This window comes from Acinetobacter sp. SFA (genome assembly GCF_001647535.1).
Taxonomy (GTDB): domain Bacteria; phylum Pseudomonadota; class Gammaproteobacteria; order Pseudomonadales; family Moraxellaceae; genus Acinetobacter; species Acinetobacter pecorum.
Genome location: NZ_LSZI01000020.1, coordinates 181,634 through 200,188, shown reverse-complemented (window position 1 = coordinate 200,188; position 18,555 = coordinate 181,634). Strand labels below are relative to the sequence as shown.

The following is an 18,555-nucleotide window of genomic DNA, read 5'->3' as shown; positions in this document are numbered from 1 at the left end:
AGTTGGGCAGAAGTATTTTGGTCTAACATTGCTAACGCCTCCAGAGGAGTAAATGTTTATTTGATACAGCCATGATAGGATAATCGATTGAATAGGTAAAACAGGTTGTTTTTATATAATCAATCGATTTTTTGGATATCTTAAGAAATTCACTATCAATTTCAATTTCCTATATATGGATTAAATGGGAATTTTCAAGTAGTTTGCCGTTATGTTTGCTATTTTAGGTTAATATTTAGAATGTATTGAGGAGGATTTAGTGATGGAATTACAACGCGGTATTTATCAGCATTACAAGGGTCAGCTTTATCAAGTGTTTCATGTGGCGAACCATAGTGAAACTGAAGAAAAACTGGTGGTATATCAATGTCTCTATGGGGATTATTCGATTTGGGTACGCCCTTTAACGATGTTCACTGAAACCATTACCACGAACGATGACCGGGAAGTGGAACGTTTTAAATTGATTCAGGCACTTTAAGCTAGCAAGACTCAGGGAAGAGAGATAATGAATCCAGATAAATTTGAAAAATTCATGCAGGAATTATATGAAAAATTTCATATGCATGATCTGAAGCAGAATGATCGACTACACCGATATCGCAATATAGAGCCCGAATCTGGCCAATTTTTATCTATGCTGATTCGTGCGCAACAATCCAAAAAGATATTGGAAATTGGTACGTCTACCGGTTATTCAACCTTATGGCTGGCTAAAGCTGCACGCCAGACTCAAGCCAAGATTACAACTCTTGAACTTGATGCAGAACGGGTTGATCAGGCCAAGCAATATGCGACAGAAATTGATCTGGCAGATGTGATCGATTTTAAAGTGGGAGATGCTCAAGTTTATCTAGAAGCAATGCTAGAAGGATTTGATTTTATTTTACTGGATGCCGAACGAGATGCGTATGTCAGTTACTGGCCACATTTAAGCCGGTTGCTCAAGATCAAAGGCGGTTTGCTGGTAGTCGATAATGTTATTTCGCATGCAGCAGAAGTGAAAGAATTTATCACCTTAATTCAGCAAGACCCACGTTTTATTATGATGACAGTACCCATAGGCGCAGGTTTGCTGATGGTGGAGTTCCGTTAAAACGGATTTGTTTTAATCCATGCAAATTTTATTAAAATGCAAATTGTATTCGAGATATTTTTCTACGAATGCGGCTTTGTCTTGGCGTCTTAACAGGTTGTCATAAATAAATTCAGGTACGGGGTGATATAGCTCGGTATGGCCATTACTATATACAATTTTCAGGTGGCGACTTGAAGGATTGTATTTCCAAGAAATCACGGTAAGCAGTTTTTGCATATGCGTTCCTCCACTGAATATTTCTTATCTTGTCATTCGAACTTATGCTATGTGGTGCTAGAGATGTATAGCTGAATTGTAAGAATGGGTAAGGATTATGAGAAAGAGAAGCAAAAGATATGCCTGAATTTTAAATAATTAAAAAAGAAAAAATTTGGACGGAAATTTTAAAAGTCCTTTTAAAGTCCTAATAAAATCCCGTATTGCGCTGACATAAAAGTTTAAACCATAAAAAACCACGCTAAAGAGCGTGGTTTTTTTGAATCACTTCAATCTAATTAAAATTAGATTTTACCTACTAGGTCGATTGAAGGAGCAAGAGTTGCATCGCCTTCTTTCCATTTAGCTGGGCAAACTTCGCCTGGGTGAGCATGTACGTATTGAGCTGCTTTAACTTTACGAAGAAGTTCTTGAGCATCACGGCCGATACCACCAGCGTTGATTTCAACGATTTGGATTTTACCTTCTGGATCGATGACAAAAGTACCGCGATCAGCAAGGCCATCAGCTTCGATTAATACGTCAAAGTTTTTAGCAAGCGTCCAGTTAGCATCACCAACCATTACGTACTGGATTTTTTTGATTTCTTCTGAAGAATCGTGCCAAGCTTTGTGAGTGAAATGCGTGTCAGTAGAAACTGAGTAGATTTCAACGCCTAGTTTTTGGAATTCAGCGTAGTTGTCAGCAAGGTCACCTAGTTCAGTTGGGCAAACGAAAGTGAAGTCAGCTGGATAGAAGAATACAACAGACCATTTGCCTTTCAGGTCAGCTTCTGTAACTTCAATGAATTTGCCGTTTTGGAATGCAGTTGCTTTAAATGGTTTAACTTCAGTATTAATTAAGCTCATCATTGTCTCCATGATTGAGGTAGTCTTTGATTTTGAATAAGAGTATCGAAATTCTGGTGAATGCTAAAATGGTATTTTTACATTATAAATATCGGAAAAACCGAATTAAGTAAAAATGCTCCGCCTTAGCAAAATAACTTTGTTCACTTAGCAGCATCAAAATGATGGCCTGATGACAAAATTATCTCTTTTTCCTCACTCTAGCAAACATGATGTTGAAACCAAAAAATTCAAGGGTCAATTAGAAAAAAAGCATGTTTTCCGGAAATTAATTTAAATATCAATCGTAAATTCGGATTCATACTTAAATCTAATCATGTAGACAGATCTCAGGGAGATGATCATGCTGCCAGATTTATTGCGCTAAAATGAGTGAAATTAAACGAGTAACGTTAAATTGCCCGGTACTTAACAGAACTACGACTATCTGAAATCTGATGAACCAAGTAAAATAAACCTTTCCAGTTTTTTGATGTGGGTGTTTTCTCTGTGCAGAGTCATTTAAATATAGATCAATGGGTAATGGCGCGTGACCGTCACCGTTTAAATCGACTGAAAAAGGGGAAAGACGCAAATGCCAAGCAGTATCAGGAATTATTTGAAAAATCCAATCTGAAAGTACGGCAACGGCTTGAGCATATTCCAAACATCAAGCTGAATCAGGATTTGCCGGTAACCCAGTATGCTGACAAGCTGATTACCGCGATTCAAAAGCATCAGGTCATTATTGTAGCGGGTGAAACCGGTTCTGGTAAAACTACCCAGTTACCGCAAATTGCCATGCTGGCTGGACGTGGCCTGACTGGAATGATCGGGCATACCCAACCGCGCCGACTGGCAGCACGCAGCGTATCACAGCGTATTGCTGAAGAAGTCGGTGAAAAACTTGGGGAATCAATCTCTTTTAAAGTTCGTTTTACAGAACAGGGTTCGCAAGATTCAATTGTGCGTTTGATGACAGACGGTATTTTACTGGCCGAACTGACGCATGACCGTTACCTGACCAAATATGACACGATTATTATTGATGAAGCGCATGAACGTTCGTTGAATATCGACTTCATTATGGGCTATCTGAAGCAGCTGTTACCGCGTCGCCCTGATCTGAAAGTCATCATTACTTCAGCAACCCTGGATGTAAACCGTTTTAGCAGTTACTTTAATGGTGCGCCAATTTTTGAAGTGGAAGGCCGCAGCTTCCCGGTTGAGCTGCGTTATCGCCCGATCTCGGAAATGAGCATTGGCGGTAGTGATGATGACGAGTTTGATGACTTTGAAGAAAATCTGCCTCGCGCTGTGGTCAAAGCAGTCGAAGAATGCTTTCAGGATGCACAGGAAAAAGGCCATCCTGAACACGCCGATATCCTGATTTTTGCCAGTACGGAGCAGGAAATTCGTGAGTTACAGGAAACCCTGATCAAACACGGGCCACGCCATACTGAAGTATTAACTTTATATGCGCGTCTGGCGCTGGCCGAACAGCAGAAAATCTTTAATCCTTCTGGGGGCGGGCGACGTATTATTATTGCCACCAACGTGGCAGAAACGGCTTTAACCGTTCCGAATATCCGGTATGTGATTGACAGTGGTTTTGCCCGTATTTCGCGTTATAACTATCGTTCACGGGTGCAGCGCCTGCCGATTGAAGCCGTTTCTCAGGCAGCAGCCAATCAGCGTAAAGGCCGCTGTGGCCGTATTGCACCGGGTGTCTGTATTCGTCTGTATTCTGAGGAAGACTTCCTGAGCCGTCCAGAGTTTACCGAACCGGAAATCAAGCGAACCAACCTGGCATCTGTAATTTTGCAGATGCAAAGTCTGGGGTTGGGTTCACTCGAAGACTTCGACTTCATTGAGCCACCAGATCACCGCCTGGTGAATGATGGCCGCAAGCTCCTGATTGAACTGGGTGCAATGGCTGAGAAAAATTCTCCTAAAACTGAAGATGATCAAGCAAATCCCTCTAAATCTCCCTTTGAGAAAGGGAGACTTCAAAGCAGTGGCTTAACCAAGATCGGTCAACAAATGGCGAAAATGCCGATCGATCCACGTCTGGCCCGTATGATTCTTGGTGGCGCACATTTTGGGGCGTTGAATGAAGTGCTGGTCATTGTGGCAGCACTTGCAGTTCAGGACCCGCGTGAGCGTCCGGCAGACAAGCAGATGCAGGCGGATCAGAAACATGCACTATTCCGTGAAGCCGATTCTGATTTCCTGTTCTATATCAAACTCTGGGAGACGCTGCACAATAACCGCGACAGCATGAGTGAAAATAAGCGCCGTACTTTTGCGCGTAATCACTTCCTGAGCTGGTTGCGTCTGCGTGAATGGAAGAAAACGCATGAGCAGTTGGTGGATTTGGCTAAGGGCTTAAAACTGTCATTTAATGAAAAGAAAGCCAGTTATGAAAATCTGCACCGTGCCTTGTTGACCGGTCTCTTATCGTTTATCGCCAACAAGACCGATGAGCGTAATGTCTTTATGGCAGTGCGGCAGCAAAAAGCACGAATTTTCCCGGCTTCTACCTTGCACAAGACCAATACGCCGTGGGTGATGGCCTTTGAAATGGTCGAGACTTCCCAAGTGTATTTACGTACCCTTGCCAAGATTGAACCGGAATGGATTCTGCTGGCCGCACGTGACCTGCTCAAGCATCATTATTTTGAACCGCACTGGTCGAAAAAAGCTGGTGTAGTGAATGCCTATGACCAGATTTCCCTGTTTGGTCTGATCATTGAGCCAAAGCGTCCGATCAATTATGAAAAAGTTGATCAGGCAGCTGCACATGAAATCTTCTTACGGGATGCTTTAACCACTGGGCATTTAGGCATTACTCCACCATTTTTAAAACATAATCTGCTTAAACTGGAAGAAGTCGAGCGGGTAGAAGACAAGCTGCGCCGTCGTGACCTGGTCGTAGATGAAGAAACCATTTACCAGTTCTATGCTTCCAAAGTGCCGCCTGAAGTGGCCAGTCGGCGTAGTTTTGAAGACTGGCGTGCCACAGTAGAGCCGCAAAATCCGCGTTATTTATTTGTTGATGACGATGCGCTGTGGCTAAATGATCGTCCAACCACACAACAATTCCCGGACTATTTGCAGAATGGTAGCCTTCGTCTGGCTGCAACCTATCGTTTTGACCCGAGTCATGATGAGGATGGCGCGACAGTTAAAATTCCACTGCAAGCCTTGGCACAGGTCGATGAAGGGATCTGGTCATGGGGAATTCCCGGCTGGCGTCTGGAGCTGATTGAAGCATTACTAAAGTCTTTGCCAAAAGACAAGCGCCGTAATCTGGTGCCAATTCCGGATACTGCACGAAAACTCATGGCAAAAGTAGATGCGCAGGATTTACAGAAACATATTTTTAGTTTCTTGGCCTTCCAGCTGCGAGGCGAACAAATCACGGAGAAAGATTTCAGCTTTGACCGGGTAGACCAATATCTGTTGCCTTTTATTAAAGTGACTGATGAAAAAGGTCGTGTCATTGAGCAGGGCCGTGATCTTGCTGAGCTGAAAGCGCGCTGCCGGACTGAAACGCATAGTCCGGTCAAACAGCTTAAAGGTGAATTTACAACTTTCCCGGAAAGCTTTGTATTTGAAGCCTCGCAAAAAGTCACCGGTGTTGTGGTCAAGCAGTATCAGGCGTTGGTTCCGGCCAAAGCTTTTGCTGACTTGGAGCAGAAAGATGAATCGGGTGTAGTGATTCAGACTTTTAATGATCAGGCTGAAGCGGTCAAAAAACATCGTGAAGGAGTGATCCGACTGGTACATATGCAACTCGGAGACTTGACCCGCCAGTTGAAAAAACAGATTTCCAAACCTCTGGCGCTGGCTTATTCACCACTCGGTGACAAGGCACAACTGGAACAAATGTTAGTTTATGCCACACTGCAAATGTCCATAAATGAGCTTCCTGTCAATGCGCAAGAGTTCCAAAAGCTGGTAGAAGATGTAAAAAAATCTTTCTTAAGTCATGGGCAGGTCGCCCTGAAAGAGATCTCGGATATTTATATCCAGTGGCAGGAAATCCGCCGGAAATTGCTGGTTTTAGACCATTCTGTGTTTAAAAAAAATATCAATGATATTGAAGATCAGCTTGATTTAATGAGCCTTTCTGATTTTGTTTATCGTAAACCTTCTGATGTCTGGATTGAATTTCCACGTTATTTAAAAGCTTTGATCTTGCGTTTGGAGCGCTTGCCCAATAATCTACAAAGGGACAATTCCGCCATTGACCAAATTGATCAATGGATGGAAAAATTATTTCAGTTTAAAGATGACCCTCGTCTGAAAGAATTGTATTTCATGGTCGAGGAGTTAAGAATCTCATTGTTTTCACAACCGATGAAAACAAAAGCACCCGTGTCTCCAACTCGCTTGCAAAAAGTATGGGATCGTCTTGGAATCAGTTAAGATATAGGTAATTCAGAGAAGGAGTTTTACATGGGCATCCGCATTACGGGTACGGGCTTATTCCATCCGGAACACGTCATCACCAATGAAGAATTAGTTGAAAGTTTAAATGCTTATGTGGAACTGTTTAATCACGAAAATGCTGACAAAATCGCTGCAGGCGAAATTGAAGCGCGTCGTGGTTCTAGTGCAGAGTTTATTGAAAAAGCGTCTGGTGTTCAGCGCCGTTATGTTGTAGAAAAATCAGGTATTCTTGATCCAAAACGCTTACGTCCAAACTTACGTGAACGTGCAGATGACGAAATTTCACTGCAAGCAGAGTGGGGTGTAATTGCCGCCAAGCAGGCGATGGAAAATGCCGGTGTGACTGCCGAAGATATTGATATCGTGATTCTGTCATGCTCGAATTTGCAACGTGCTTATCCGGCTGTGGCGATTGAGATTCAAACTGCTTTAGGAATCAAAGGCTATGCCTATGACATGAATGTGGCCTGTTCTGCAGCTACATTTGGTCTGAAACAGGCTTATGATGCGATCAAAGCAGGTGCACGCCGTGTGTTGCTTGTGAATGTAGAAATTACTTCTGCACATACCGATTTCCGTTCACGTGACTGTCACTTCATTTTTGGGGATGTTGCAACTGCCTCCATTATTGAAGATACCGAAACCAAGACCGGTTTTGAAATTCTGGATATTTCATTATTTACCCAGTTCTCCAATAATATCCGCAATAACTTCGGTTTTCTGAATACGTCTGAAAATGCCGATATTGATGACAAGCGTTTCCGTCAGGATGGTCGCAAGGTATTTAAAGAAGTCTGCCCACTGGTTGCAAAAATGATTACTACTCAGCTTGAGAAAAATCATATTGCGCCAACAGAGGTGAAACGTTTCTGGTTGCACCAGGCCAATGCCAGCATGAATGAACTGATTCTGAAGCTGGTGGTGGGTAAGGAGAATGCCAGACCTGGTCTGGTACCGATTATTCTGAACGAGTTCGCGAATACCTCTTCAGCAGGTGTAATCATTGCCTTGCACCGTACTGCAAATGAAGTCGAAGATGGCGAATATGGCGTACTTTGTTCATTTGGTGCAGGCTATTCAGTCGGCTCAATTCTGGTACAAAAACACGTTGCATAAGCCAGGAGCATATTTTGCAGGTCAAACATGACGGGCAGTGGATTAGACGCTTAAGTGCCTTATCCAAACTTTATTTTACCCCTACTTTTTTAGGGGCCGAATATATTGATGCCAGTCGACCTGCAATGTATGTCGGTAATCATTCCATGTACGGAATCTTCGATTCTCCGATGCTGATTGATTATCTCTATAACGAACATAAAGTGGCTGTGGTCAGCATTGCTGATCATAGCCATTTTTATGTGCCCTTGTGGCGTGAAGCTGTGAAAAAATTTGGTGCCATTGATGGGACACAACATTATGTGCGTACTGCGATGCAGCAGGGCTATTCCATTCTGGTCTTTCCGGGTGGCGGTCGTGAAGTTTTAAAACGAAAAGGCGAGCAGTATCAGTTGATCTGGAAGCAGCGCTACGGATTTTTAAAACTGGCTCAGGAATTTAACTATGATATTGTCCCGTTTGCTGCACTCGGTGGGGACGAAGTCTATGAGATTGGCTTTGATGCCAATAAGATTGTCCAGCACAAATATTTCCAGACACTCCTGAAAGTACCACAACTCAAAAAATTACTACGTCAAGGCGATGTAATTCCTTCTTTGCCCAAGCGACTGTTTCCCAAACGTCTGCCATTTTATTTTCAGTTTATGCCCAGACAATCGATGGCTCAGGTGCATACTCAGGAAGAGCTGATTGCATTTCGACAGAGTCTTCAAGACCACATTTATACCGGTCTGGCCGAACTTAGCGTGCTGCGGCAACAAGGCCAATAAAAAGCGTTTTCTATCAAAACTGGACTGTTGGTCTACCGTTGCGTATTATTTTTCAGCAATGAAAATCCATGACTGTTTTATGGTGCAAGTGATGCCATAATGTATCTTTAAGTGGGTCCTGATTGGCAATCAAGGAGTCAGCATGATCCAATATAAAAATAAGATGATCCTAAGATGACGAGGCGCGTATGAAACAGAATGGCTTGATAGCGCCTTTAAGTTTACTAGTACAACAATGTTTGCGGATTTCTCCAGAGCTAAACCAGCTTTGTCTTGACCAGATGGCGATGATTGGTCAGCTGAATGCACAAAATTTAATAAAAATTCAGCAGGATCAGCATCGGATTGAATTGCTGGATGGATGGTTTTATATCCAGTTTCATACTCCGCCCGCACTACACTCAGGAGCTGTATTTACTTTGGTGGAACGTCAGTTTTATTTCCATAAAAGCAAGGCGGAAGCGCTGGAGGAGTTCTTTCTACAGGATATCTATTTCCTGACCGGTGATTTAAAACCTCAGCATTCACTATATTTGCGGGACAAGGCCAAGCAGTTACGCCAGCTCATTTTTGCTCAGGTGTATGCAGGGCTCAATGGCCCAGAACGGGTATTCGCATTTCTGCAGCAGATGTCGGCTGTTCAGGCTGAGATTATTGATCAGCAGCTGATCAAGGCGGGACTATACACGATACCTGTCATGCAAAACTTTGTGCAGCATGGGAATGAAATTCCACAGCAAATCCTTGAAAGCTTGCAACAGGCTTTTTCTTTGCAGTATCTACAGCAAGATGAATTTCTGTCCATCCAGTCATTGATGGATAGTCTGGATGAATTCTGTTTTAGTGCTACGCAATTTTTGCCTCCGGCAACATTCCGGATTATGTCACTGTCTTTTGAAGAGCGTTTTAACCTGCAGGAACTTATTGATCACACTGATGATATCTCTTTGCTGTATCGGCATGCACAGGAGCAGAGCAACCTGCTCGGTTTTGTCCGTTTGATGAACCGCGAGGTCTGGCATCGTGATAATTTGTTATCTAAACGGAATTTCCTGGAAAATCATTCTTATTTATGGCAAAAAAAGGTGGCTCGATTGCCACTGTTTGACTGTCAGCGGGCGGTAAATTGGCTATTCAAGCAATCTGCTGAAGTGCTGGACTGGATCAGTAACAATATCCAGCATAGCAGTGTGCGGGTGGCGGTGACAGCCTTAAGTTTTGTAGATAGTCACCATATTCATCCACAGATTATTCTGGCGACCTTGCAATATTTTCAATATGTTTCGGCACGTCTGTTTATTCATAGCATACATGAATATGCGATCCAGCATGAATGGTTTCAGAGTGAGCATAATCAGTCATTTGTATTGAAAGGCACACGCCAATCATTTGATGATCAACGAATTGCGATTAGCCCCTCGATTCTGTATCTGGATGAATGGATGGAGTTGCTGCGCAATATGGCGAAAATGGATGATCAGCTGACTAAGAAAGTTTACTTGAATTTGAGCCGGGTGATGCAGGCGTATATGCAGCATTTATATAGGATCACCGCGCATCTTCCCGATGAAGTTTTGGCGTATATTCAGCCTCAAAGCCAGCAGAATCGTGACTTTTATACTGTTTTGCGGCGCTACCAGATTACCTTTACTGAATTCAGGCAGCTGTTTTATATGCACGGTGGGCATATGCGAGAGTCGGTATTTGACAATTATGTGCGCGACTATTTGGTTGAGTATTTTTCCAATCATAAACACATACCAAAAAACCTGAGCTGGACCAGTTTGTTTAGTCAGGCCGTTGCCTGGCATGATCAGATTCAGAAGCAGGAAATTGTTGCCAAGCTGAAAAAAGAATTTGCTTTGGCTCATTGGAAAACACGGACACAGGTCCCTTTCTTGTTATATTTCAACTGGCGTTTTGAAGAGCTGAAAACATTGGACCGGATTATTGAAGAAACCAAAATTTTCCGCAACTGCCTGGCAGCAAGTTACGCCCAGCAAATAGTGGAGGGCCAGTATCTAGCCTTTCGTATGTCTCATCCTGCTGTACGCTTGCCGCTGATGCTGGGCTGCCGTCTGGTCAATGGACAGGTGATTTTTGATCAGCTGGAATATCCGAACAATCAAAAAGCAGAAGCTGAATACTGCAACATAGCCCAGCATTTTATTAACTGGCTAAACCTGCAGGCTTGACCAGATTCAGTCCATTTATGTCCATGAAGCTTAACTTTTCCGCTAAAACTCGTTAGGCTATAGCCGTTCTTTTACGGTATGTCTTTTATGAAACAGGAAACTGCACTTAAGCTCTTAAAAGCAGGCGAAAATGTATTTTTAACCGGTTCTGCGGGTGCGGGAAAAACTTATACACTTAATCAATATATCAATTATCTGAAGGCCCGTAAGGTATCGGTCGCGATTACCGCATCGACCGGGATTGCAGCAACGCACATGAATGGTATGACCATTCATACCTGGGCGGGAATCGGAATTAAGGACTTTTTGTCTGAAGAAGACTTAAAGCGCATGAAGGAACGTAAATACCTAAAAGAACATCTAGAAAACGCACAGGTTCTGATCATTGATGAAATTTCCATGCTGCATGCCAAGCAGCTTAATCTGGTCAATCAGGTACTGAAATATTTCAAGGAAAGTGATGAGGCTTTTGGTGGGATTCAGGTGATTGTTGCAGGCGACTTTTTCCAGTTGCCACCCGTCGGTAAAAATGATGAACGCAACCGTGACAAATTCTGCTTTATGTCGGATGCGTGGGTTGAAGCCAAGTTTCGCGTCTGTTACCTAACCGAGCAGCATCGTCAGGGTAATGATTATCTGAATGATATTCTAAATGCCATTCGTGCACAGGCAATTAATCATGAACATCGTACAGCGCTTCAGGCCACACGCCAGCAAGATATCGGCGAAACCTATACACGTCTTTATACCCATAATATGGATGTGGACAGTATTAACTTCAAACATCTGAATGAAATTGACAACGATCCACGCCAGTTTGATGCGCAATGTGATGGCAATGACAAGCTAATCGAGACTTTAAAATCTTCAGTGCGTGCGCCAGAGTCTTTAACCCTGAAAAAACATGCTAAAGTCATGTTTGTGAAAAATAACTTCGATATGGGCTACATCAACGGCAGTCTGGGTGAAGTCATTGGCTTTGAAGAAGATGATGAATATGGCGTGCTACCGAAAGTCAAACTGACGGATGGAACTACATTAATCGTGGAGCCTGAAACCTGGTCGGTCGACAATGAAGCAGGTAAAACCATTGCCAGTTTCCAGCAGATTCCATTACGTCTGGCCTGGGCGATTACCATTCATAAATCCCAAGGAATGACTCTGGAAGCTGCCGAGATTGACCTGAGCCATACTTTTGAAAAGGGTCAGGGGTACGTAGCGCTATCGCGGTTAAAAAGCTTGAATGGCTTACGTTTAAAAGGTTTTAATGAGCAGGCTTTAGAGCTCGACACTCTGGCGATTAAGGCGGATCGCCGTTTTCAGGAACTCTCTGATGAAGCCGAAGCGAATTTTGATAATGTGGATCTGACTGTACAGCATAATGCCTTTATCCGGCATTGTGGCGGGACTTTAAATGAAGTTGAAATCCAGCGCAATGAGAAGAAAATTTCCAAGAATGCTGGAAAACAAAGCTATGCCACTGCAACATTGGATGAAACGCGGGAACTGTTTGAAGAAGGTTATGAGATTGCCGATATTGCAACTGAACGTGGTTTGACTCCGGCGACCATCATTAACCATTTAGGTCGTTTGCATAAAGAGCAGGGGTTGGATATTTCAGTTGCCCATCCGGGTGAAGAAGTGGTGGAGCAGGTTCGCAAGATTTATAAACGCCTGACCAAGCGTCAAAACTCGGAACATTTTAATGATGACGGTTCTATTAAGCTGCGTCCAATTGTGGAATTGACCACGCCTAAAATGGCTTATGATCAGGTGCGTTTAGCCTTGCTGTTTGTGGAATAAGCTTGAATATTTCAGTCTACTTGCTAGATTGAAAAATGATAGAAAGTTGGTCCGATCTTCTAAAATAAGGTTGAGCTGAATTAGATAACCTTGCAGTGAGATGTCCATTTTTCTATCAATTAAAATTTGAGATACAGGTTGATGTCGGGCGACATGGAGGTCATCGTGGATCTTTGGCGTTAACAGATAAAACGCATAGGCAGCCTTTTAAAATTATTTGATTCTTTAGTCTCATTTTTAAAACCCGATGTATTATCGCGTCCCAATCAATACCGATAAAATTCCAGCCGCAATTAAAGGGCCAACCGGAACACCGCGTAATACTGCTACACCTGCTACTGTGCCTAACAAGAGTCCGGCCACTACATCTGGCTGACTTGACATCAGTTTCACCCCACGTCCGCCCAACCAGGCGACAAAGACCCCAATTGCGATGGCCAGTAAAGACTTCCAGCTCAGGAAAGATTTTAAAATACTTTCTCCTGAAATTTTGCCACTGGCAATTGGCGTCAGAACACCAATGGTCAGAATAATAATGCCGATATTTAAACCATGTACCTGTACATAGGGCAACAAACTGCTGAGAGGCGTGATTTTCAAAACGATTAACACCGCTGCAGCAATGGTGACTGCACTATTATGGCTGAAAATACCGCAAGCCAGTAATACCAGAAGAACAATCAGATTTAGATCAAGTTGCGACATAAGTAGGAGAGATAGAGTGAAAAATAAAGCTATTGTAGAGCTTTTCAACACGTGATATCTAGAAAACAGAGGAAGAAACCAAATTCATGACTGATTCAGGATAGAATGCACAGGTCTTCACTCGATACAGGTATAAACAGATGCTATTGGAAAAAATGTTGCAGTCACAAGGTTTCGGCTCTCGTAAGCATTGTCAGCAACTGATTAAAAATGGTGCTGTTTCAATTCAAGATGAAGTGATTGACAATCCCAAACATAAACTGGATTTAAATAACTTGAATTTCGAGGTTTATGGTAAAAGCTATACCTATCGGGAAAAAGTCTATATCGCCTTAAACAAGCCACAAGGCTATGAATGTTCGCATCAGGCGACCCATCATTTTAGTGTGTTTGACCTGTTTGATGACATTCTGCTGAATCGGGGGATTCAGTGTGTAGGCCGTCTGGATCAGGATACCACCGGGCTGTTATTGCTGACTGATGATGGACAGTTCCTGCAAGCCTTAACTCATCCCAAAAAGCATGTGGCCAAGGTCTATCAGATGCAAACTGCGGATCTAGTCATGGATGAACAGATTCAGCAACTAGAACAAGGTGTCGAATTGAGAAATGAAAAAGGCATTTTTGCAGCTACTGAAGTGACACGATTGGCTGAAAATCGTCTGCAAATAACCATTCATCAAGGGGTCTATCATCAGGTGAAGCGTATGCTGGTAGCAGTAGGTAACAAAGTTGAGCAGCTGCACCGTGCACAGATTGGTGCTTTAGCTTTACCAGAACTGGCTGAAGGAGAGTGGCTGTATTTAAATATGGAACAGGTGGCACAAGCCAAATTTCGCTCTGAATAATAATTTTTTTATTCTCTTGAAATTTGATTAAAAAATAAGGCTTATTTTAGGAAACAGTGATGGGTTTGAAACTCATCGTCTCTAATAAATCCCATGGATTCATATAATTTGTGCGATTGATAATTGTTTTTTTGGGTTTCTAGGGTGATTCTTAAGGCCTGTTCATGTTTGGCAAATAAAATCGCGGTATCAATCAGTTGTCTGGCTGCGCCCTGACGCCGAAAAACCGGCGTAATATACACATCATCCAGAATATAGTAGGTCGAGCAGGCTACCGAAGAAAAACCCAGATACAGGATAATAAAGCCGGCAAAGGTATCATCTTTGGTATTGATAAAAATAACAGTCTGCCCATCTTCAAAACGCTGTTTTAAAAATTGGTAAGAGAGTTCAGGATTGGAAGACGTACCATAAAACTGTCGATATTCATCAAATAATATCGCCAGCTGATTCAGGTCTGCTGACTGGGCGCGTCGTACAAGCATTGCATACTCCATGCTAATTTTTTATTGATTATCAGCATCAAGCATAGCGAAGTTTATGAGTAGCAGGCTTTAGAAATTGTTCGGAAATGCAACAATGTTAAATTTTGTCGCTTTCACCCAAAATAGCATTCAGTTCTTCAAATAAATCAAGATGATCATCATCCAATGCAATCTCCTGCTCATCCAGTAGATTCATGGCAGAACTGGAAAGCGCATTTTGCTCGGTTTTAGCTTCGTTTTGTTTCAGCTTGCGCAGTCGGATCAGCTGTTCCAGATTGATATTCTGGTTTTCAATCGAGAAGGGGATCGATTTGGTAATCACCACCTGCTTGAAAAAAAGACGCACAGCCTGAGCTGGCGTAATCCCCAATTGCTTAAATACTGCAAAGGCTTGTTTCTTCTCTTGCGAGTCCAAGCGTATTTGATAAACTTCAGTTTTTCTCATAATATTTTTAAAGCTTTAAATTACTTAACTTTTCGCCTTTATTCTAATCAATTACGTTTGAAATTCAATCTTAAAGCGACCGATTTTAGAAAATAATCTGTAATGACAAGCGATTTACAGTGTCAATTCAAGGTGTGAGCTGAAATTCATGCTTTTCTGCGTGATCGGATCGATAAATTGAATATGTTTAGCCAATAAACTTAAAGGCGCAGAAAAATCATCCTCCGCCTTGTGCGCTACTTGTGGATAAAAGGGATCATGACGGATCGGAATACCCAGATGATTCAAGTGCACCCGTAATTGATGCTGCTTGCCAGTATGCGGTTTCAGCTCATATTTGGCCCATTCTGTGTTGTGTTCCAAAAGGTCAATCGCTGTCTCGCTATTTGGCATTCCGTCTAGCACATGCATGGTATAAAAGGGCTGACCTTTTTGCATTCTCAAGCGGGTGACCAATGGGAATTTTAAACTAGGGTTATACGCCGCAATCGCATGATAGGTTTTTTGCACCTGCCGTGTAGCAAATAACTGCTGGTACAGGCCACGCGATTCCACGCATTTGGAAATCAGGACTACACCTGCCGTTTCACGGTCCAGCCGGTGAATGGGTGTTAAATGCTCATTGCCGGTTTGCTTTTTAAGACGAACCAGTAGCGTTTCCTGCACATATTGTCCGGTCGGGCTCATGGTCAAAAAATGCGGTTTATCGACCACCATGAAATGCTCATTTTCAAATAAAATCTGATGTTGAAAAGGAACATGCACTTCATGTGCCAAAAAGCGGTAATAAAAACAATGGCTATTGGCCTGAAATGGACTTTCTGTGCTTAATTGATTGCCTTGGGCATCATAGACCAGACCCTCGTTGAAACGGGACAGCCATTCATCTGCTGTAATATGCGCAAATTGTGTGCATAAATAAGCAAAAACTGTCAGGGACGCATCCGGACTGGCTGGCAAAAACACTTTACTGGCACTGACCCCATTCAGCATGGGCGGATTAAATTCAACAGTTGGTTGCATGGCAGGCAGATTAACCTCTTAAGGAATAGATGCTGTGAAAAAATACAGTTTCTCACACGGGTGAATAGGCTTTTAAAGCGTGGCGATGCTATCATATTTATTCTTTTGCATCATGTCGTGAGTAATATGCCTTATTCATTTAATGTCACTTTAAATCATGAAGATGATACCCAAAAACTGGCCAAGGTTCTGGCCGAAAATTTTCCTGCGGGGGTCGTGTATCTGATTGGTGACCTGGGGGCAGGAAAAACGACGTTAACGCGTTATTATTTGCAACAGCTGGGTCATAAAGATTCAGTGAAAAGTCCAACTTATACATTGGTCGAACCCTATCAAATCAATGGTCAGGATATTTTTCATTTTGATCTGTATCGCCTCAATGATCCGTATGAACTGGAATTGATGGGTATCCGGGATTATCTGGAAACACCGAATGCGCTATTTTTATTTGAATGGCCATCCAAAGGTGGCGATGAAATCCCTCAGGCTGACCTGATTATTGAAATTTTAAAATCTGAAGATGAATTGACCCGTACTGCAAGTCTGATTTCATCGAATCTGGTATTGCAACAGGCTTTGGAGCGTGAATTTTCAAATGGTTGATGATTTAAGTCTGCGCCGTATTCGTACCCTTGATCCTGCACTTGCCAACCAGATTGCCGCAGGTGAGGTTATTGAACGTCCGGCTTCTGTGGTCAAGGAATTACTGGAAAACTCGATTGATGCGGGGGCGACAGAACTGATCATTCGGGTCGAACAGGGCGGCAGTACCTTAATTGAAATCATCGACAATGGGCGCGGAATTCATCATGAGGATTTACCGCTGGCAGTGATGCGTCATGCAACCAGCAAAATCCAGAGCGCTGACGAGCTGTATGCGATTAGCAGTCTGGGCTTTCGTGGCGAAGCACTGGCGTCGATTGCTGCAGTTTCACGCCTGACCATGATCAGCAGTCAAAGTGATGAGGGCATCGGTTATCAGGTCGAAGTCAATGGCACGGCTTTTGATCATCAGGAAATTCAGGCTGTTGCGGCCTCAAAAGGGACGCATATCCGGGTTCAGGATTTGTTTTTTAATGTGCCTGCACGGCGTAAATTCCTGAAAAAACCGGGCACTGAATTTGGTCATATCGAAGAAATTGTGCGCCGTATGGCGTTAACGCATTTTGATATCCGGTTTGTGCTGGAACATAATGAAAGCATCAAGCTGAATTTACCCGTGGCGGATAGCGGCGCTTTGCGTTTTCAGCGGGTACAGCAATTGCTTGGCTGCCAGTTTACTGAAAATGCCTACTGGATCGATGCAGACAGTATCAATATGCGTTTATCTGGTTGGCTAGGCCATCCTTCGGATGCGCGTGCACAGGCTGATTTGCAGTATGTCTATGTGAATGGCCGGATTGTCAAAGACAAAACCATTTCCCATGCCTTGCGGATGGCCTATGACGGCATCTTGCATGGGCATCAGCATGCGGCTTATTTACTGTTTTTAGAAGTTGATCCAGAGAATGTGGATGTAAACGTCCATCCGACCAAGCATGAAATTCGCTTCCTGAATCAACGTGAAGTACATGAGTTTGTGCGGCATTATGCCAAAGAAACGCTGGCACAGTTCCAGACTGCAACTGCAGATTTAGCCGAGGCAATGAAACAGGATGAGCAGCCTGGCTTGACGGCCCCGCAACCACGTTATCAGGAACAATTCAGCCTGCATCAGACCGCACATTCTCAGCCGCAGGTGGTGAGAGCGACATCTGCTTTAAGTGAAAATGGAACTTCGGATGTACTGACCGATTTTGCTTCTTCAGGTCCACAAACGGTGCATTATTCCCAAGATTACCGTAAATCTTATTCGGGTTCACAGCAGCTGAATAATGCCTTGCAAAGTTATTTAGCTCCGCTTAGAGAGAGTTCAGAAACTGAAACCTTTAATCCTGATCAATCATTCCAGACATATGTAAAGTCTAAAGTCGATGAGCATCCATTGGGCATTGCTATTGCTCAGTTACATGGTATCTACATTCTGGCGCAAAATACCGAAGGTCTGATTGTTGTCGATATGCATGCGGCGCATGAACGTATCGTTTTGCAGCAGATGAAATCGGCCTGGGATAAACCTGAATTCTGGACGTCACAGCAACTGCTGATTCCAAAGGTCGTAAACATTAGCCGGATGCAGGCGATGCGGGTAGAAGAACTTAAGGAGCAACTAGCACGTTTAGGACTTGAGATTGATCAGTATGGTGATGAGCAAGTCATTGTACGTGGTGTGCCGGCTATTCTACACAAGGCTGATTTTGATGCCCTGATTCCTGAATTATTGAATGATTTAGATCCGGGTGATCAGGCACAAAGTCTATTGCAGAAACGTGACCAGATTCTGGCAGGCATGGCCTGTCATGGTGCAGTGCGAGCACATCGTATCCTGAGTTTGTCGGAAATGAATGCTTTATTACGGCAGATGGAACAAACCGAATTTGCCAGTCAATGTAATCATGGCCGTCCAACCTGGCGCGCCTTTCCATTGGCTCAACTAGATAAACTTTTTGCTCGAGGAGAGTAGTT

The 18,555-nt window shown here is 43.2% G+C and carries 16 protein-coding genes; 10 read left to right on the top strand and 6 right to left on the bottom strand.

The annotated features are described in order from the left end of the window. Nucleotides 1-262 precede the first annotated feature (262 nt). Together AY607_RS13070 and AY607_RS13065 are read left to right on the top strand one after the other, a co-directional pair. A complete protein-coding gene (locus tag AY607_RS13070; protein ID WP_064102750.1) occupies nt 263-481 on the top strand; it encodes a DUF1653 domain-containing protein in 219 nt (72 codons plus the stop codon). 24 nt (nt 482-505) lie between these two features. After that, complete coding sequence (locus AY607_RS13065; protein WP_155858365.1) at nt 506-1,096, top strand: O-methyltransferase; 591 nt, start codon at nt 506-508, stop codon at nt 1,094-1,096. Between the two features lie 12 nt (nt 1,097-1,108). On the opposite strand, the gene AY607_RS13060 is transcribed toward AY607_RS13065, so the two are convergent. Both AY607_RS13060 and ahpC read right to left on the bottom strand, forming a co-directional pair. Then, nucleotides 1,109-1,315, bottom strand: a complete 207-nt coding sequence (locus AY607_RS13060; protein WP_004278917.1) for a KTSC domain-containing protein — start codon at nt 1,313-1,315, stop codon at nt 1,109-1,111. Nucleotides 1,316-1,599: 284 nt separating this feature from the next. Then, a complete protein-coding gene (gene ahpC / locus AY607_RS13055; protein WP_004278916.1) occupies nt 1,600-2,163 on the bottom strand; it encodes an alkyl hydroperoxide reductase subunit C in 564 nt (187 codons plus the stop codon). Between the two features lie 489 nt (nt 2,164-2,652). Here ahpC and hrpA point away from each other — a divergent pair, with 489 nt between their 5' ends. The 5 genes from hrpA (at nt 2,653) to AY607_RS13030 (ending at nt 12,484) form a co-directional block, all read left to right on the top strand. Next, nucleotides 2,653-6,576 (top strand): ATP-dependent RNA helicase HrpA, encoded by a 3,924-nt coding sequence (hrpA, locus tag AY607_RS13050; RefSeq protein WP_171255310.1) that lies wholly within the window; start codon nt 2,653-2,655, stop codon nt 6,574-6,576. A 30-nt stretch (nt 6,577-6,606) separates the two neighbouring features. Further along, nucleotides 6,607-7,716: a beta-ketoacyl-ACP synthase III gene (locus AY607_RS13045; RefSeq protein ID WP_064102747.1), complete on the top strand. Its 1,110-nt coding sequence runs from the start codon at nt 6,607-6,609 to the stop codon at nt 7,714-7,716. Nucleotides 7,717-7,730: 14 nt separating this feature from the next. After that, nucleotides 7,731-8,486 carry a 1-acyl-sn-glycerol-3-phosphate acyltransferase gene (locus AY607_RS13040; RefSeq protein ID WP_064102746.1) on the top strand — a complete coding sequence of 252 codons (756 nt, stop codon included), beginning with the start codon at nt 7,731-7,733 and terminating at the stop codon, nt 8,484-8,486. A 188-nt stretch (nt 8,487-8,674) separates the two neighbouring features. Continuing rightward, complete coding sequence (locus AY607_RS13035) at nt 8,675-10,681, top strand: hypothetical protein (protein ID WP_064102745.1); 2,007 nt, start codon at nt 8,675-8,677, stop codon at nt 10,679-10,681. An 87-nt stretch (nt 10,682-10,768) separates the two neighbouring features. After that, on the top strand, nt 10,769-12,484 hold the full coding sequence (locus tag AY607_RS13030; RefSeq protein ID WP_064102744.1) for an AAA family ATPase: 1,716 nt from the start codon (nt 10,769-10,771) through the stop codon (nt 12,482-12,484). A 252-nt stretch (nt 12,485-12,736) separates the two neighbouring features. On the opposite strand, the gene AY607_RS13025 is transcribed toward AY607_RS13030, so the two are convergent. Beyond that, nucleotides 12,737-13,189, bottom strand: coding sequence for a DUF441 domain-containing protein (locus tag AY607_RS13025; protein WP_064102743.1), 453 nt, complete (start codon nt 13,187-13,189; stop codon nt 12,737-12,739). Nucleotides 13,190-13,329: 140 nt separating this feature from the next. Here AY607_RS13025 and AY607_RS13020 point away from each other — a divergent pair, with 140 nt between their 5' ends. After that, on the top strand, nt 13,330-14,037 hold the full coding sequence (locus AY607_RS13020; RefSeq protein WP_064102742.1) for a pseudouridine synthase: 708 nt from the start codon (nt 13,330-13,332) through the stop codon (nt 14,035-14,037). A gap of 41 nt (nt 14,038-14,078) precedes the next feature. On the opposite strand, the gene AY607_RS13015 is transcribed toward AY607_RS13020, so the two are convergent. The 3 genes from AY607_RS13015 to AY607_RS13005 form a co-directional block, all read right to left on the bottom strand. Next, nucleotides 14,079-14,522: a GNAT family N-acetyltransferase gene (locus AY607_RS13015; protein ID WP_064102741.1), complete on the bottom strand. Its 444-nt coding sequence runs from the start codon at nt 14,520-14,522 to the stop codon at nt 14,079-14,081. A 97-nt stretch (nt 14,523-14,619) separates the two neighbouring features. Then, entirely contained in the window at nt 14,620-14,967 is a 348-nt protein-coding gene (locus AY607_RS13010; RefSeq protein WP_064102740.1) for a type II toxin-antitoxin system RelB/DinJ family antitoxin, read from the bottom strand. Nucleotides 14,968-15,081: 114 nt separating this feature from the next. Beyond that, nucleotides 15,082-15,990: a pseudouridine synthase gene (locus tag AY607_RS13005; RefSeq protein ID WP_064102739.1), complete on the bottom strand. Its 909-nt coding sequence runs from the start codon at nt 15,988-15,990 to the stop codon at nt 15,082-15,084. Between the two features lie 126 nt (nt 15,991-16,116). Between AY607_RS13005 and tsaE the strand changes: the two genes are divergently transcribed. Together tsaE and mutL are read left to right on the top strand one after the other, a co-directional pair. After that, nucleotides 16,117-16,593: a tRNA (adenosine(37)-N6)-threonylcarbamoyltransferase complex ATPase subunit type 1 TsaE gene (tsaE, locus tag AY607_RS13000; RefSeq protein ID WP_064102738.1), complete on the top strand. Its 477-nt coding sequence runs from the start codon at nt 16,117-16,119 to the stop codon at nt 16,591-16,593. Beyond that, entirely contained in the window at nt 16,586-18,553 is a 1,968-nt protein-coding gene (mutL, locus tag AY607_RS12995; RefSeq protein WP_064102737.1) for a DNA mismatch repair endonuclease MutL, read from the top strand. The genes tsaE and mutL overlap by 8 nt, the downstream gene beginning before the upstream one ends. Nucleotides 18,554-18,555 lie beyond the last annotated feature (2 nt).